The sequence below is a fragment of the Streptomyces sp. NPDC033131 genome (assembly GCF_055578365.1).
This window is the reverse complement of record NZ_JBVIPA010000004.1, coordinates 1-15600: the sequence shown is the minus strand read 5'-3', so window position 1 is coordinate 15600 and position 15600 is coordinate 1. Positions and strand designations below refer to the sequence as shown.

The 15600-nt window shown below is 69.0% G+C and carries 15 protein-coding genes and 2 pseudogenes; 14 read left to right on the top strand and 3 right to left on the bottom strand.

The features are described 5' to 3' along the window. Nucleotides 1-277: 277 nt before the first annotated feature. Together ACZ5XS_RS07315 and ACZ5XS_RS07310 are read right to left on the bottom strand one after the other, a co-directional pair. Entirely contained in the window at nt 278-1507 is a 1230-nt protein-coding gene (locus ACZ5XS_RS07315) for an alpha-hydroxy acid oxidase (RefSeq protein ID WP_468648643.1), read from the bottom strand. Nucleotides 1508-1609: 102 nt separating this feature from the next. Beyond that, entirely contained in the window at nt 1610-2032 is a 423-nt protein-coding gene (locus tag ACZ5XS_RS07310; RefSeq protein WP_266452390.1) for a GlcG/HbpS family heme-binding protein, read from the bottom strand. A gap of 1169 nt (nt 2033-3201) precedes the next feature. On the opposite strand from ACZ5XS_RS07310, the gene ACZ5XS_RS07305 reads away from it, so the two are divergent. The 14 genes and pseudogenes from ACZ5XS_RS07305 to ACZ5XS_RS07240 form a co-directional block, all read left to right on the top strand. Continuing rightward, nucleotides 3202-3639 carry a Fur family transcriptional regulator gene (locus ACZ5XS_RS07305; protein WP_468648641.1) on the top strand — a complete coding sequence of 146 codons (438 nt, stop codon included), beginning with the start codon at nt 3202-3204 and terminating at the stop codon, nt 3637-3639. Between the two features lie 33 nt (nt 3640-3672). Next, nucleotides 3673-5892 carry a catalase/peroxidase HPI gene (gene katG / locus ACZ5XS_RS07300; RefSeq protein ID WP_468648639.1) on the top strand — a complete coding sequence of 740 codons (2220 nt, stop codon included), beginning with the start codon at nt 3673-3675 and terminating at the stop codon, nt 5890-5892. Nucleotides 5893-6448: 556 nt separating this feature from the next. Beyond that, entirely contained in the window at nt 6449-6574 is a 126-nt protein-coding gene (locus ACZ5XS_RS07295; protein WP_468648637.1) for a hypothetical protein, read from the top strand. 152 nt (nt 6575-6726) lie between these two features. Beyond that, the gene (locus ACZ5XS_RS07290; RefSeq protein ID WP_069758255.1) at nt 6727-6921 is read left to right on the top strand and encodes a ferredoxin; all 195 of its coding nucleotides are present in this window, start codon (nt 6727-6729) and stop codon (nt 6919-6921) included. Next, nucleotides 6918-8048: an NAD(P)/FAD-dependent oxidoreductase gene (locus tag ACZ5XS_RS07285; RefSeq protein ID WP_468648635.1), complete on the top strand. Its 1131-nt coding sequence runs from the start codon at nt 6918-6920 to the stop codon at nt 8046-8048. Before ACZ5XS_RS07290 ends, ACZ5XS_RS07285 begins: the two co-directional genes overlap by 4 nt. Nucleotides 8049-8070: 22 nt before the next feature. After that, entirely contained in the window at nt 8071-9261 is a 1191-nt protein-coding gene (locus tag ACZ5XS_RS07280; RefSeq protein WP_468649130.1) for a cytochrome P450, read from the top strand. Nucleotides 9262-9381: 120 nt separating this feature from the next. Continuing rightward, nucleotides 9382-9633 carry a hypothetical protein gene (locus ACZ5XS_RS07275; protein WP_468648633.1) on the top strand — a complete coding sequence of 84 codons (252 nt, stop codon included), beginning with the start codon at nt 9382-9384 and terminating at the stop codon, nt 9631-9633. Between the two features lie 18 nt (nt 9634-9651). After that, complete coding sequence (locus ACZ5XS_RS07270) at nt 9652-10410, top strand: IclR family transcriptional regulator (protein WP_468648631.1); 759 nt, start codon at nt 9652-9654, stop codon at nt 10408-10410. An 87-nt stretch (nt 10411-10497) separates the two neighbouring features. Continuing rightward, nucleotides 10498-11373, top strand: coding sequence for an oxidoreductase (locus ACZ5XS_RS07265; RefSeq protein ID WP_468648629.1), 876 nt, complete (start codon nt 10498-10500; stop codon nt 11371-11373). A gap of 89 nt (nt 11374-11462) precedes the next feature. After that, nucleotides 11463-11600, top strand: a complete 138-nt coding sequence (locus tag ACZ5XS_RS07260; RefSeq protein ID WP_468648627.1) for a hypothetical protein — start codon at nt 11463-11465, stop codon at nt 11598-11600. Between the two features lie 506 nt (nt 11601-12106). Further along, nucleotides 12107-12355: a hypothetical protein gene (locus tag ACZ5XS_RS07255; RefSeq protein WP_468648625.1), complete on the top strand. Its 249-nt coding sequence runs from the start codon at nt 12107-12109 to the stop codon at nt 12353-12355. A 283-nt stretch (nt 12356-12638) separates the two neighbouring features. Next, nucleotides 12639-13931 carry a Rieske 2Fe-2S domain-containing protein gene (locus ACZ5XS_RS07250; protein WP_468648623.1) on the top strand — a complete coding sequence of 431 codons (1293 nt, stop codon included), beginning with the start codon at nt 12639-12641 and terminating at the stop codon, nt 13929-13931. 13 nt (nt 13932-13944) lie between these two features. Then, the gene (locus ACZ5XS_RS07245; RefSeq protein ID WP_468648621.1) at nt 13945-14895 is read left to right on the top strand and encodes a PDR/VanB family oxidoreductase; all 951 of its coding nucleotides are present in this window, start codon (nt 13945-13947) and stop codon (nt 14893-14895) included. Continuing rightward, nucleotides 14892-15131 (top strand): annotated as a pseudogene (locus ACZ5XS_RS07240) (nuclear transport factor 2 family protein); the annotation flags it as partial. The gene ACZ5XS_RS07245 and the pseudogene ACZ5XS_RS07240, both read left to right, overlap by 4 nt. A gap of 168 nt (nt 15132-15299) precedes the next feature. Here the strand turns inward: ACZ5XS_RS07240 and ACZ5XS_RS07235 are convergent. Continuing rightward, nucleotides 15300-15600: pseudogene (locus tag ACZ5XS_RS07235) on the bottom strand (TetR/AcrR family transcriptional regulator); the annotation flags it as partial.

The following is a 15600-nucleotide window of genomic DNA, read 5'->3' as shown; positions in this document are numbered from 1 at the left end:
TCGTCCTCGGGGCCCGAAGGCAGCCGCCCTGTTACGGCGCAGGCGACCTGGCCTCCGCCGAGGGCCACGCGGTGTGGTGGCCGCCAGGGCCCGGCGGTGACGCTCCGGGCCGACCGGGCGTATGAACGAGGCGGTCGCGTTGGCCGGCGCAGGTAGCCGGGATCTACCGGACGAGGGGGCAGGCAGACACAGCCCCTACGTGGCGGGCACCGTGGGAGAGGCGCGGGATCGGGCTCGATCGTCTCGCCTTACGCGCCTCGCGCGCTCGCACCAGTGGTCAGGGGAAGCGGATCGAGACGTGCTCCGGGCGTAGCTCGGTGACGCTGTTGACCCCGAGCAGTGCCATGGTCTGGACGACCTCACGGCCCAGGATCTCCACGGCACGAGCGACCCCGCGCTGACCGCCGGCCATCAGGCCATACAGGAAGGCACGACCCACCAGCGCGGCGTCGGCGCCCAGCGCCAGGGCGGCCACGATGTCAGCACCGGTCGTCATTCCCGTGTCGACCAGGATTTCGGCTCGCCCGTCCAGCCGCTCGCGCACGGCCGGGACCAACTCGACCGGTACGGGGGCGCGGTCCAGCTGCCGCCCACCGTGGCTGGAGAGCACGACGCCGTCCGCTCCGGCGTCCACCACCCGCTGGGCATCGGACACCGACTGGATGCCCTTGACCACAAGGCTGCCCTGCCAGTGGCCGCGGAGCCACTCGAGGTCGGCGATGGTGATCGCGGGATCGAAGACGCGGTCGATCTGGTCGGCGACCGTGCCCTCGGAGGCAGCCACGTTGGCGAAGGTGAGCGGCTCGGTGGTCAGCAGATCGAACCAGTAGCGAGGGTGAAGGGCTCCGTTGACGAAGGTGCGCAGCGTGAGCTGCTGCGGCACGGTGAGCCCGTTGTGGACATCGCGCAGCCGAGTCCCGGCGACCGGGGTGTCCACGGTGAGTATCAACGTGTCGTACCCGGCCGCGGCCGCACGGTCGACCAGGTCCTTGACGCGGCCCCGATCCCGCCACAGAAACAGCTGGAACCACTTCCGCGCCTGAGGGCCCGCCCTCGCTGTTTCCTCGAGCGTGGTGCTGCCCATCATGGAGAGGGCGTAGGGGATCCCGGCCTGCTCCGCGACGGCGACGACGGCTCGTTCCCCTCCGGTGTGCATCATGCGGGTCAGGCCGGTGGGCGCGAACGCGAAGGGCTGGGCGGACGGCTTGCCGAGGATCATCGTCTCCGCGCTCACATGGGAGACGTCCCGCAGCGCCGAAGGATGGAACTCGATGCGCCGGAACGTCTCACGAGCTCGACGCAGCGCGAGTTCACCCACACCGGCCCCGCCGTCGGCGAAATCGAAGACCGCCCTGGGCGCCCGTCGTCGCGCGAGCGCGCGAAGGTCGGCGATGGAAGCCGCTCGCGCCAACCGTCGTTCCAGGCCGGTGAGTTGGACCGGAGCGGGGCGCAACAGCTCACGAAGCTCGGCTGGGCGCAGCAGGCGACGGTGCACCTTGGCGGTCAATGTGATTCATCCCTTCTGCCGGCACGTTCTGGGCATATCGCGTGCCATACCCTGCCCACGAGGACGTCCCCGATCGCCCTCTTCTCCACCTGCGGTCATCCCTCAGGTCAGTAGGTCGGCGACGCTCTTCAGCCCCTTGCCGACGACGCGAGCGTCGACCTCTCCATGGGCCCCGCCCACTCCGATGCCGCCGATGACTTCGCCGTCGTCCGTGACGATCGGGTATCCCCCCGGCACCGGGTGCAGCTGACTGTCCACCAGATGAGGCGGACACGCCTGCAGTACCGGCTCCGCTGCGAACTTGGCGAACTCGGCGGTCGATACGCCCATCACCGCGGCTGTGTAGGCCTTGAGGCGAGACGTCTCGACCGCGATCGGTCCAGCGCCGTCGTCAGCGAGTATGACCTTCGTGATACCGCTCCGGTTGGTCACAGAGACGCAGACTCGCTCACCCTCGGCGCGTGCCGCTTCGAGGACCGCCTCCGCGGCCCGGCGTGCGATCTCATAGCTCAACGGTTCCCTCATATCGTTCCCTTCCCTGCGCGTTACCGGACTCACGACCGGTTTCGTAGGCTCAAGAGTGGTAAGACCGCATGCCTCCCGGCACCAACGATGACGAAGACGTTGTCGTTGGCTGCCGGAACCGACCGGGACATCGGTGCGTCGCTCGGCCGGCCCCCATCGGGCGAGAGGACCACGGCCGGAACGGGCCGGAAGTCGCGTAGCAGCACAACCCTTCCGCTACCGCACCGGCCAAGGCGTAGTGGTGTCCCCGCTCACGGCGTGGTTCCGCAATCGTCACGCTCTCTCAGAGGGCGACGTACCAAGGACTCGGCGCCGCCGGACGGGGGATCAGCAACGGCCCCGCTTCCGCTTCGCGAACAACGTAGCACCGCAACTCGCTTCACTGAACAGTTCTGACAAACTTTTGTCAGGGAGGCTATGGTTGCTGTCGGTGGTCCGCGAGCGATGGTCGACAAGCGGCACCGCCGCTCATCAAACGTCCCCGTGTGCTGTTCGACGTCATGCCGCCGACGCTCCACGAGTCAGTGCACCATCGGCGAGCGACGAGGAGTGGGAGCATTGCGTTCCGATCATGAGTCCCTGGCGCATCGCGTGAGCCGAGTGATGGTGATCGCCGGGCCGGCCGGGGGGCCGGCCCGGCCAAGATGGGCACCGCCGACCTGCCGGTCGTGCACTCACACTCCGGCAGCCGTCGAGCACGCCAGTTGTCGAACCGGTTGGGAGTGGCCACCAGCCATCCATTTCGCAGGCCGGGTAGAGGACACGCCCAACCTGCTGTCCCTACTCCGCTCGACCGCAGGCGATGCCGGCCCAGAACACCCCGATCTTCGCTGCCCCCCAACCCGAACCCGTCAGTCGGCACGGTCAACTCCCTGACACCCCTCCCCTGCGCCAACCACCGGGGACACGGCCACGACGTCCTGCGGGTGACCTATGGGGGCGGCAAGGCCCTGTCGGTGAACGCATGCGGGCGGCCCGCAGTCAGTGATCAACCGCTGGCCTCGGGTGGCATGAGGTCGTCGCGCAAACGGCTTGCCCCCTGGAGTGAGCGGCCGATAGCCGCCGATTGCAGGCGGCACGTGATGCCACGCCGAAGTGAACGTCGCCTGACGCGGCGCACCAACCTTGGGCCATTCGTTCACTGACCTTATGGAAGTAGACACGGCGTCATGACCGCATCGCGGAATCCGGCCACAGCAAAGGAGTTGCGCCGCGCCGGCATGCGGGTGACGGCCGCCCGGGTCGCGTTGCTCGAGACCGTCCGGGTTGGTGACCACCTCGGTGTCGAGGCGATCGCCTCCGGGGTTCGTGATCGCCTGGGACACATCTCTCTTCAAGCCGTCTACGAAGCCCTCCACGCGCTCACCGCGGCGGGACTCATACGCCGTGTCAAACCGGCCGGCAGTCGGGCCCTGTTCGAGGGCCGCGTCGGGGACAACCACCACCACCTCGTGTGCCGCTCGTGCGGAGCCGTCGCCGACGTCGACTGCGCGGTCGGCGATGCCCTCTGCCTGACCGCGTCCGATGACCGCGGCTTCTCCATCGACGAAGCCGAGGTCATCTACTGGGGCCTGTGCCCCGACTGTTCCCCCGCCAGCAGTATCTGAGCACCGAGATCCGAATATCCGGAAGGACTCTGCATGCCCGAGAACCCCGATGCGATCGTCACCGACGCCAAAACGGAGGGCACCGGCGAGTGCCCGGTGGCGCACGGGCGCGCCCCGCACCCGACCCAGGGCGGCGGAAGCCGTCAGTGGTGGCCGGAGCAGCTCAACCTGAAGATCCTTGCGAAGAACCCGGCCGTGGCCAACCCACTCAACGATGACTTCGACTATGCGGAGGCGTTCAACGCCCTCGACCTAACGGCCGCCAAGCAGGACATCGCCGAGGTGCTGACCACCTCGCAGGACTGGTGGCCCGCCGACTTCGGCAACTACGGCCCGCTGATGATCCGCATGGCCTGGCACAGCGCCGGCACCTACCGCATCAACGACGGCCGCGGCGGTGCCGGCGCCGGCCAGCAGCGTTTCGCCCCGCTGAACAGCTGGCCGGACAACGCCAACCTCGACAAGGCCCGCCGTCTGCTGTGGCCGGTGAAGAAGAAGTACGGGCAGAGCCTCTCCTGGGCCGACCTCTTGATCCTCGCCGGCAACGTCGCGCTGGAGCAGATGGGCTTCGAGACGTTCGGCTTCGGCGGCGGCCGTGCGGATGTCTGGGAGCCGGAGGACGATGTGTACTGGGGTCCCGAGACCACCTGGCTCGACGACCAGCGCTACACCGGCGACCGCCGGCTCGAGAGCCCGCTCGGCGCCGTCCAGATGGGGCTCATCTACGTCAACCCGGAGGGCCCCAACGGCAACCCGGACCCGCTGGCCGCGGCCCGCGACATACGTGAGACCTTCCGCCGGATGGCGATGAACGACGAGGAGACCGTCGCGCTGATCGCGGGCGGCCACACCTTCGGCAAGACCCACGGTGCCGGTCCCGCGCACCACGTCGGCGCCTCCCCAGAGGCCGCCTCCATGGAGGAGCAGGGCCTCGGCTGGAAAAGCAGCTTCGGCACCGGCAAGGGCGCGCACACCATCTCCGGCGGCCCGGAGGTCACCTGGACCAGCACGCCCACGCAGTGGGACAACAGCTTCTTCGAGAACCTCTTCGGCTACGAGTGGGAGCTCACCGAGAGTCCGGCCGGCGCCAAGCAGTGGAAGCCGAAGGACGACGCGGGCGAGGGCACGGTGCCGCACAGCCACGACTCCTCGAAGAAGATCGCCCCCAACATGCTCACCACCGACCTGTCGCTGCGCTTCGACCCGATCTACGGTGAGATCTCCAAGCGCTTCCACGAGAACCCGGCCGAGTTCGCGGACGCCTTCGCCCGAGCCTGGTACAAGCTGACCCACCGCGACCTGGGCCCGAAGTCGCTGTACCTCGGCCCGGAGGTCCCGGAAGCAACCCTGCTCTGGCAGGACCCGCTGCCGGAACCCGAGGGTGAGGTCATCGGCGCCGCGGACATCGCGGCCCTCAAGGCCAAGCTCCTCGACTCGGGCCTGACCGTCGCACAGTTGGTCTCCACCGCGTGGGCGTCGGCCTCGACGTTCCGCGGCAGCGACAAGCGCGGCGGCGCCAACGGCGCGCGTATCCGCCTGGAGCCGCAGCGCGGCTGGGAGGTCAACGACCCAGAGCAGCTCGCGACGGTCCTGCACACCCTGGAGAACATCCAGCAGGAGTTCAACACCGGCGCCAAGAAGGTCTCCCTGGCCGACCTGATCGTGCTCGGCGGCTCGGCGGCCGTGGAGCAGGCCGCCGAGGAGGCGGGCTTCGACATCGATGTGCCCTTCACCCCGGGTCGCGTCGACGCGACCGAGGAGCACACCGACGCGGAGTCCTTCGCCGCGCTCGAGCCGACCGCCGACGGGTTCCGCAACCACCTCGGCAAGGGCAACCGCCTGCCGGCCGAGTACCTGCTGCTCGACAGGGCGAATCTGCTCACCCTGAGCGCGCCCGAGATGACGGTCCTGGTCGGTGGTCTGCGCGTGCTCGGCGCCAACTACGGTGGCTCGAAGCTCGGCGTCTTCACCGACACCCCGGGCAAGTTGACCAATGACTTCTTCGTCAACCTGCTCGACATGAGCACGACGTGGAAGTCCGCCTCCGAGGACCGGACGAGCTTCGAGGGCAGAAACGCCTCGGATGCCGTCAAGTGGACCGGAACCCGTGCCGACCTGGTCTTCGGGTCCAACTCGGAGCTGCGCGCGCTCGCGGAGGTCTACGCGAGCGATGACGCGAAGGAGAAGTTCGTGAAGGACTTCGTCTCGGCGTGGGAAAAGGTCATGAACCTCGACCGGTTCGACCTCGTCTGACCGTTTCGATCACGACGTCAGGGCCGGCCTCCACGTGCCGACCCTGACGTTCCGTATGTCCTGAACGGCCGCCCATTTCGACGGCCGCACCGGCGGGCCCACAAGCGACCCACCGACCAGGGCGGGGCCGACGATGGGCGAGGCCGAGTACGCGGCGGCAGGTCCCGCTCCGCCGGACGTGTCGAATACGAGGTCCGGGCCACAGCCCTTGGGGTTCGGCTCCGTTCGGTGCCGTACGGATGCGATCTCTCAAGCCTCGACCCGCGCAGCGGACAACTCTGACAAACTTTTGTCGAAGGTATTAATCAAAGCGCCATCTCGGTGCTACGTTGCCGGTCAAGCAGAGGTGGGGCGACCGGTACGGCTCGCTCGACAGACCCGCACGGTCGGCTGTCATCCCCTGCGGACAGAGTGGCATCGGGCACACCACACCACGCAGGTGCACGAGGTGTGCAGATCCCCGGCCGGACCTCGTCAGCGGCACGCGAGTGCCCGCCGGCCGGGAATCCACGATGCCGCCCCACGAAAGGGCAAATGTCATGAAGGGTTCGCTTGGTTGCGGCATCGCGCGCAGCGCCGCAGGCTGTTCGACGCGCTGGTCACCCCGAGCACGGAGAAGCACTTCCTGGTCCACGGCGCCGACCACGGTTTCCGAAGAGACGTCGCCCTCACCCTCGTCTGATCGAGCGGATCTTCCACCGACACCCTCGCGGAGAGCCCTGGGGTCACCTCGGCCGCGGTTCGTCGGCGGAGGTCGGCAGGCCTGGGACCAGCCCGGCGGTGCGACCGCCGCGGCTTCGCTTCCTGTCACCGTACGCATGGAAGGACAGTGAGATGACCCGGATCGTGGTCGACTTCGACCGCTGCGAGGGCCACGGGCTGTGCGAGCAGACCGCGCCCGAGGTGTTCCGGCTCGACGATGAGGGCGAGTTGCATCTGACCAGTGACGAGGTGGTCGCGGAACACGAGAGTGTCGTCGCGGCCGCCGTTCGGGTATGTCCCGTCGCGGCGTTGAAGGTCCAGCCGTGAGGCGGATCGTCGTGGTCGGTGGGTCCATCGCCGCGGTCACGGCGGCGCAGAGCCTGCGGACCGAGGGATACGACGGCCAGGTGACCGTTGTCTCCGAGGAGCCTCATCCACCCTACTCGCGCGTTCCACTCTCGAAAGGCGTGCTGGCAGGCCGGGAGTCCGGGGAGTCGGCCCTGCTGCCGCTCCCGAGCGAGGACATCGAGTTCCGCACCGGATCACGGGCAGCGCGGCTCGACACGCACCGCCGTCTGGTGACAACGGCCGACGGCACCGACCTACCGTACGACGGGCTGGTGATCGCCACTGGCGCCCGGGCACGCCGTCTCACCGGCGACCGCGACCTGGTGGTGCGCACGCTGGACGACGCCTCGACCCTCGCCGCCCGGCTGGCCCCGGCCCGCAGCGCGATCGTGCTGGGAGGCGGCTTCCTCGGCATGGAGGTCGCCGGCACCTGCCGCGCACTCGGCCTGGAGGTCACCGTCGTCGACCTCCTCCCGCCGCTGCTCAGGCTGCTCGGGCCGTGGCTGGCCGATCTCGCCGTCGTGGCCGCCCGTGACCACGGCATACAGGTCCGGGTCGCACCGGACGGCGTCGACGTACTCGATGAGCACCGTGTGCGCTGCGGGAAGTCGGTCCTGGAGGCCGACGTGATCGTCTGCGCGGCGGGCGACGTACCCAACACCGACTGGTTGAAGGACTCCGGCCTCCATCTGGACGCCGCCGGCGGCCTGGTCGCCGACGCGCGCTGCCGCGTCGCCCCCGGCGTCGTCGCCGCCGGAGACGTCGTATCGCGCGGGGGACGCCGAACTCCCCACTGGACCAACGCCGTCGAACAAGGCCGTATGGCCGCGGCAAGCCTGCTGCACGGCGAGGCGGCGCGCCCGTACCGGCCGGACCCCTACTTCTGGACCGAGCAGTCCGGACTCGACATCAAGATCAGCGGCGAACTGCCGCTCACCGGAACCCCCGAAGTCGTCGCCGGATCGGTGGACGACCGCAGTGCGCTGCTGAGATGGCGCCATGACGGGGGTACGGCAACCGCCGTGGCCGTGAACCACCGACTCCCTGTCATCAAACTCAAGCGCCTCGGCGCCGGAGTACCAGCACCAGTACCTGCCCGTAAGTAGGCCCACACGTAAGGGCGTGACCATGACTCTCCCGCACCTCGCCCCCTACGATCCGCTCGACCCAGCCCACCACGCCGATCCCGCGGCCCGGCTCGCCGAAGCCCGCGACCGCTGCCCGGTGTCCCAGCCACGCCCCGGCGTGCACTTCCTCGCCCGCCACGACGACGTACGCGATGTCCTGACCGACCCCGAGACCTACTCGTCCGTCGACAACTTCTCCCTGGAAGGCGGCGCCAAGACGGCCGACCTGCCGGCGGCCACGATCACCCAGTTGGACCCGCCCGACCACACGGCACTGCGCGCCCGTCTGAGGCGTTGGTTCGCTCCGGCCGTGATCCGCAAGCAGGAACCGCGCGTCCGCGACATCGTGACCGACGTCCTCGGCACGTGGCAGCCCGGCCAGAAGGCCGAGCTCCACCACGACCTGTCCCGTCAGGTACCGACCCGGGTCGTGTATGCCTTCCTCGGTCTGCCGGAGGAGGACTGGGAGCGCCTGCACCAGTGGGCCGACGCGATCGATGACGTCCTCCCGCGGATGCCGATCGACATGCCGGAGTTCGTGGCACTCACCCGCTACCTCGGAGAGCAGTTCGCCGCCCGGGCCGCCGCCCCGGCCACCGGAGACGGTGTTCTGGACGGTCTCGCGCACCCGGCCGACGGCGAGCCGCCGCTCACTCCGGTCGAGGCCGTCATCCACGCCTTCCAGCTGATCGTGGCCGGCACCGACACCACCGCCAGTCTGATCACCAACCTTCTCCACGAACTGCTCGCCGACCGCAGCCTCTGGGAACGGCTGCTCGCCGACCGCTCCCTCGTCCCGGCGGCGGTCGAGGAGTCGCTGCGCCGCGACGCGCCCCTGCAGTACGTGCTGCGCACCGTGACACAGGAGCGGGAGATCTCCGGCTGCCCCGTCAAACCCGGCGACCGCCTGGCCGTCAGCCTCCAGTCGGCCAACTGGGACGAACGGGCCTGGGGCGCCGACGCGGCGGACTACTCGCTCGACCGCCAGCCGGGACAGGCCACCACCATGGCCTTCGGCTACGGCATCCACACCTGCCTCGGCGCGCCACTGGCCCGGCTGCAGGCCCGCGTCGTCCTGGAACACCTGCTGGAACGCTTCCCAGAACTGCGGCTCGCCCCCGGTTACCACCGCGAGCCGCCTGAGGGCCTCCTGCTGACCCGCCGCCCGGCTCGACTCGACGTCGTGCTCTGAGGTTCACCGCAGCGCCCCGACCGCGCTCCTGACGGACTCCGCTGACGGGATTCTTCGAAGAACTCCGAAGGCTGCGACATCCGCCTGCATTCACTCTCCCTCAACGACGAGGAGATGGACATGACTGAAACGACGCTGCGGCAGAACATGCCGGGCGAAACCTGCTGTGAGATCCAAGGGCCCCGAACGATCGCGGGCGAGGTCCACGCCGCGATCCTCGACACCGACGCCGAGTTCGGGATGCGCGGGATGGGTGCGCGGATCGCGGTCTCCGGTTGGCACGCCGGCGATGCTGAGAAGCGTGTCCGCGCCACCGTCGCGCCCGCGTCCTGCAAGGCCGATCACCGACTGCTCCGCCTGCCGGCGGCCTGAGCCGTCACCAACGACGAAATGCCCACCTCCAATGAGCCGGGCCGTAGCAGCACCAGCCGTGTCTTCGCGATTCTGCATGCCTGCCAGCACGGCACCGCCCCGGTGACTCTCACGGAACTCGCACGCCGGTCACAGATCCCGGTGGCGACCGCCTACCGGCTGACACGCGAACTGATGGCCGAGGGCGCCCTGGAGCGGAACGACGACGGCACTCTCCAGATCGGAACAGCACTGTGGGAACTCGGCTCCGCCGCACCACGACAGCGTGGCCTGCGCCGCGCGGCACACCCAGTCATGCAGTCACTCGCAGCCCGTACCCATGCCGTCGTTCACCTCGCCGTCGCCGGCCACCACCAGGCCGTGTGCGTCGACAAGGTCACCGGGCCCCGGGCGGTCGCCAACGTGGCGGAGGTGGCCGGCGGCCTCCCCCTGCACGCGACCGGCGTGGGAAAGGTGATCCTGGCCTACTCCGACGACCCCGGCGTCCGCGCCGTCCTGCAGTCCGCATCGCTGCGCCGGTACACGCCGCGGACGATCGCCGGCCACGGCAGACTGGAAGCCGAGCTGATCAAGGTGCGGGACGCACGGATCGGATACTCACAAGGTGAACTCACAGCCGGAACAGCATCGGTCGCCGCGCCGGTCTTCGACGCCGAGGGCCGGTTCATCGCGGCACTCGGCGTTCTCGCACCGGAAGCGGAGCAGATGAACCGGCTGGCACCCGCGGTACGCCGAGCCGCGGACGCCATCTCACGGCGCCTTCCCACCAGCACCTGACGCTCTCCTCGAGTCTGATTCCAATGAGCGAAAGGCTCGCTCGCGTCAGTAACGCGAGCCCCACCACTGAAGCGAAAGAAGCAGTCCATGTCGGCCACTTGGAAGACCAGCCACATGCCCGACCTGACCGGCCGCACCGCGGTCGTCACCGGCGCGAACAGCGGCCTGGGCCTACCCACGGCCCAGGCACTGGGCAAAGCCGGCGCGCACGTAGTGCTCGCCGTGCGCGACCTCGACAAGGGCAGGAAGGCCGCAGCCGCGGTCCCAGGCAGCCACGAGGTCCGCCACCTCGACCTCGCCGACCTTGCTTCAGTGCGTCAGTTCGCCGCGTCCTGGAACGGCGACCTGGACCTGCTGATCAACAACGCGGGCGTGATGATGGCGCCGGAAGGCCGCACGCAGGACGGCTTCGAGACGCATTTCGGCACCAACCACCTCGGCCACTTCGCGCTCACCAATCTTCTGCTGCCGCACATCACCGGCCGCGTCGTGACGGTTTCCGCCGCTGCGCACCGTTGGGTGAACGAAATCAACTTCGACAACCCGCACCTCACAGGCGCCTACAACCCCCGGAAGGCCTACGGCCAGTCCAAACTGGCAAACCTGCTCTTCACACTGGAATTGCAGCGACGGCTCAGCGAGATCGGATCACCTGTGCGTGCGCTCGCCGCGCATCCCGGCCTCGCGGCGACAGATCTGCTGCGCACCCCGAAACCGATGCTGCGCATGTTCATCCGGGTGGTCGCGCAGGATGCCGAGGCCGGTGCCCTGCCGACGCTCTTCGCCGCGACCGAGGATCTTCCCGGTGCGAGTTACGTCGGGCCGGGCGGCATCTCGGGGATGCGCGGCGGCCCGGAACTGGTCAGCCCGACCGCGGCCGCGAACGATCCGGCGGCGGCGAAGCGCCTCTGGGCACTGTCCGAGGAACTGACCGGTACGAGCTTCGTCATGAGTCCGCGCTGAAGTTGAACTCGTGGAGTCTGTCAGGCAATGACGGTTCCTGATCCGTGCGGTACGACGTCGTCGAGCCGTCTGCACACGGGGACGGACTGATGTCCAAGGAGCAGGAGACACGGGAGCGCCCGCGTCTGAAGGCGGCCGACCCCTGGGAGCGGCTGAAGCGGGAGTTCGGGCCCGGTCCGCTCCCCATGCCTTCGACGACGAATCTGCATGAGCCACCCTCCACGTGAGATGCCGTCAGCGGCGTCCCATCACTCTGCGGACGAGTGCCGGACGTTTAGTCACCACTCTTCGAGACATGGATCAGAACCGCTCGCCGAAGCCGCCGGCACCTGGTCCTGGCAGGGGAGCCGAGCAGGCACATGACCTCTGAAGAGACCGCTGGTCGACAGGTGATCCCGCGCGCGGCGCTGCGCAGGGCCGCACGGGCGTCCTGAACCGGGCGGCCACCGGAGAGCCGTCGGCCCGCGCGAATTTTCTGACAAACTTTTGTCAGAAGTGTTAAGCGAAGGGGCTTCGCGGTGCTACGTTGCCGTTCGAGCAGAGGTAGGGCGGTCGACGAAGGCCCGCCCGACAGCGCCGCGTCGTCGGCTGTCCACCCCCCTGACCGTCACAGGTGTCGCGAGCTCCACAGCGTGGAGCCGCGCGAGGTCCGAAACCCCGAGTGAACCTGATCAGCAGCACCCGAGTGCGACCCGGCCGGGAGTCCGCGACTCCGCCGAGGAGAGGTAACGCCATGAGGGAACCGCTCAGTTACGACATCGCGCCCAGTGCCACCGAGGGCGAACGAGTCGCCGGCGTCGTGGTCCATCGCGGTGGTGTCATGAAGGTCGTGCTCGGTGCCGACGGCACCGGACCGAGCCATGTCGACACCGCGAACCTTTGGTCGTCGCGTGCCGCAACGGGCACCAGGAGACGGGGTGTTGCCCTCACTCCCGGTCTGTTCTTCGACCGGCACCAGCGCAAAGAGCACTTGTATGGCTGACATTCACCGAACCGCATGCATCTGAGCGGGGGCATCATGCCGGCGGCCGGCGTCGCCGCGCCGGCCGTGCAAGTGCCGGCCGTGCAAGTGCCGGCAGGGTCACCGGGCCCACGACCGTGGCAACCGATCCCCGTCCGAACCCGGCTCGCCTACAGGCACACCGACGGGCGGAACACCTGAACAACCTCCCACTCGCCGGAGGACCACTCACCGTGGCGCTCGAAGGCGACGGTGACGACATTCCGTCGGCATTTGGCTGTCCCTCAACGTCGAGGAGATCGACATGACTGAAACAACCCCTGCGGACACCGGTACCGGTTACGGCCGCAAGACACCATCATACGACGCACGGCTGGCCGAAGTCGGCCCGGGCACGCCGATGGGCGAGCTGCTGCGGCGGTACTGGCACCCGATCGCGACGTCGGCGACGCTCACCAGCGACGTTCCGCACCGTACGCGTGTCCTGGGCGAGAACCTGGTCGTCTTCCGTGACGGTCAGGGCCGGCCCGGCGTCGTCTTCGAGCGGTGTGCCCACCGCGGCAGCAGCCTGTTCTACGGCCGTGTCGAGCAGGACGGCATCCGCTGCTGCTACCACGGATGGAAGTTCGACGTTCGGGGGAACTGCCTGGAGCAGGCCCTCGAACCCGACCGTGGCCGCCGCCGCGACGCCGCGCGCCAGCCGTGGTACCCGGTCGAGGAGCGGTACGGCCTCGTGTTCGTCTACATGGGACCGCCCGAGCGCAAGCCCGCCCTCCCCCGCTACACCGCCCTGGAACCCCTGGAAGAGGGCGACCGGTACTACGCCGCGTGGCCGATTCCCGGGCTGCCCCCGACCGGCCTGGTCTCGGACTTCGGCTGGCTGAACATGTACGAGAACGCGCTCGACCCCTCGCACGTCAGCTGGCTGCACTCCACGCACAGCGGCTACCAGGCCTTGGGCACGGGCACCACCGGCCTCCCCGAGAACTTCTACGATCCCGACGGCTTCCAGGACAGCATCTCGTACACCAGGACCGAGTTCGGAGCGAAGTACGACGAGCTCATCCGCGACAAGGCGGAGAACGGCGACCCGCGAGTGCGGACCTTCCGCGTGGAACTTCACATGCCGAACGTCTTCGGGCTGCCGGACTACGTGGACCTGCCCACCGACAAGCGGCCCGACCACATCATGTGGGTCGTCCCGATGGATGACACCCACCACCGGGTGTTCTTCTCCATCCGCGCCAGCGATCCCGAGCGCCTGGCCCGGTTCGCCTTCGGCCTCAAGCAGAACGGCAAGGACCCCTGGGAACTGACAGAAGAGGACCGTCAGCGCTTCCCCGGTGACGGTGAGGCACAGGGCTCTCAGGGAGCGATCCCGATGCACTCCGAGGAGACCCTGGCGACCACCGACCGCGGCGTGGTGATGCTCCGCAGGATGCTGAAGTCCATGATCGACGACGTGGAGGCCGGCCGGGACCCGTTGAACGTGAGCATGGCCGAGGAACCGCCGCGCCATGTCGACTCCGGGGTGTACACGGTGTCCACGGAGACGGTGGAAGACACCGCGGCGGCTGTTCCCGCGGCCGGAGCCTGAGGAGAGACCGGCTGTGACGTGGACGGAAGCGGTGGTGGTCTCCCACCTCCTCGCGACCCCGGATGTCGCGGTGATCGACCTCGCCCCGGGCGAGGGGGCCGAGTTCCCGGCCTACACCGCCGGCGCGCACATCGATGTGCTGACCGACTCGGGACTGGTCCGCCAGTACTCGCTGTGCGGGCCGCCCGGGAGCGGACGGTACCGCCTGGCCGTGCTGAAGGAGCCCCGGTCCCGCGGCGGTTCGCGGGCAATGCACGCGCTCAGGGTGGGCGACCGGCTGCGGATCTCGGCGCCCCGCAACCGCTTCCCCCTCGTCACGGCCCAGCGGCATCTGCTGATCGCAGGCGGCATCGGTATCACCCCGCTGCTGGCGATGGTGCGTCACCTCGAGCAGGCGGGCGGCGACTACGCGCTGCACTACTGTGCGCGCAGCCGCGCTCGCGCGGCCTTCGTGTCGGAGCTGACAGGCAACCCCCGCGTCGCCTTTCACTTCGATGACGAGCACCCGGAGCAGATGCTGGACATGGAGCGCGACCTCGGCGGTCCGTACCTGGACACGGCGGCCTACGTCTGTGGCCCCGCGGGGTTCATGGACTACGTGCTGGGCAAGGCCGAAGCGCTGGGCTGGCCACCGCATGTTCTGCACAAGGAACGGTTCAGCAGCGCCCGGCCCGTCGCGGAACCCGGTACGGCCGGCTCGGGCGGCTTCACCGTACGCCTGGCCTCCACGGGGGCCGAGTACCTCGTCCCCGAGGGGCGCAGCGTGCTCGATGTGCTGCTGGAGAAGGGCGTGGACGCGCCGTACTCATGCCAGCAGGGCATCTGCGGGGACTGCGTCGTGCGGGTACTGGCGGGCGACCCCGACCATCGCGACGAGGTGCTCACCGCCGGCGAGCATGCGGAAGGCATGTTCGCGACCTGCTCGTCCCGGGCGCTCTCGCCCATCCTGGAACTGGACCTATGACCGAATCACCCATCCCGCCGACCGCTCCGGACGGGGATGTCGCCACCGTCGAACGGGCTGAAGCCTTGTGGCTCGAGGCCGTGACCGCCGCTGTGCCGCATGCGATGCGCCGTCTGATGCACCCCGAGTGCGTCGTCGTGCACGCCGCAGCAGGGCATATCGACGCCGCGGAGACCTTCCTCCAGCACACGGCCGACATGGGCCGGGTCAAAGAGATCAAGACATACGACGTCACTGTGCGACGGTTCGACGGGGTGGCGATCGTGAGCTGTCTGCAGGAGATGCACGTCGCCTACTTCCCCGACCGCGCGCCGTTCGCCGTTCGCCGTCCAGGACGCCACCACGCGGGTGTGGGTGCTCAACGAGGCCGGGTGGCAGCTGGTCCATATGCAGTTGGGGCGCCGTCAGTTGCCGGGGTGATCCTCGTCCGTCGTCTCGCCGGCGCCCTGCGGGGGGACCGTCCGGCTCCCCGGTCCGTCCTGGGGAGCCTCGGCGAGTGTGTGGACCAGGCGTGCCAGCTGTTCGGCGTAGCGGTCGATGAACTCCGGGGAGGCCGGATCCGCGCCGGTGACGGTCGCGGCGAGCTGCGGCAGGATCTCCGGCGCCATCGCCGCGGTGAAGAACGCCAGCGTCAACGCACCGATATCCAGATCGGCCCGGATCTCGCCCCGCGCCTGCCTTCTGCGGGTTTCGTCGACGACGTCG

Excerpts from the sequence above, each read along its gene's own strand:
- ACZ5XS_RS07310 (WP_266452390.1), bottom strand. The coding sequence starts at position 2,032 with ATGAGGGAACCGTTGAGCTATGAGATCGCACGCCGGGCCGCGGAGGCG.
- ACZ5XS_RS07305 (WP_468648641.1), top strand. The coding sequence starts at position 3,202 with ATGACCGCATCGCGGAATCCGGCCACAGCAAAGGAGTTGCGCCGCGCC.
- katG (WP_468648639.1), top strand. The coding sequence starts at position 3,673 with ATGCCCGAGAACCCCGATGCGATCGTCACCGACGCCAAAACGGAGGGC.
- ACZ5XS_RS07290 (WP_069758255.1), top strand. The coding sequence starts at position 6,727 with ATGACCCGGATCGTGGTCGACTTCGACCGCTGCGAGGGCCACGGGCTG.
- ACZ5XS_RS07280 (WP_468649130.1), top strand. The coding sequence starts at position 8,071 with ATGACTCTCCCGCACCTCGCCCCCTACGATCCGCTCGACCCAGCCCAC.
- ACZ5XS_RS07275 (WP_468648633.1), top strand. The coding sequence starts at position 9,382 with ATGACTGAAACGACGCTGCGGCAGAACATGCCGGGCGAAACCTGCTGT.
- ACZ5XS_RS07270 (WP_468648631.1), top strand. The coding sequence starts at position 9,652 with ATGCCCACCTCCAATGAGCCGGGCCGTAGCAGCACCAGCCGTGTCTTC.
- ACZ5XS_RS07265 (WP_468648629.1), top strand. The coding sequence starts at position 10,498 with ATGTCGGCCACTTGGAAGACCAGCCACATGCCCGACCTGACCGGCCGC.
- ACZ5XS_RS07260 (WP_468648627.1), top strand. The coding sequence starts at position 11,463 with ATGTCCAAGGAGCAGGAGACACGGGAGCGCCCGCGTCTGAAGGCGGCC.
- ACZ5XS_RS07255 (WP_468648625.1), top strand. The coding sequence starts at position 12,107 with ATGAGGGAACCGCTCAGTTACGACATCGCGCCCAGTGCCACCGAGGGC.
- ACZ5XS_RS07250 (WP_468648623.1), top strand. The coding sequence starts at position 12,639 with ATGACTGAAACAACCCCTGCGGACACCGGTACCGGTTACGGCCGCAAG.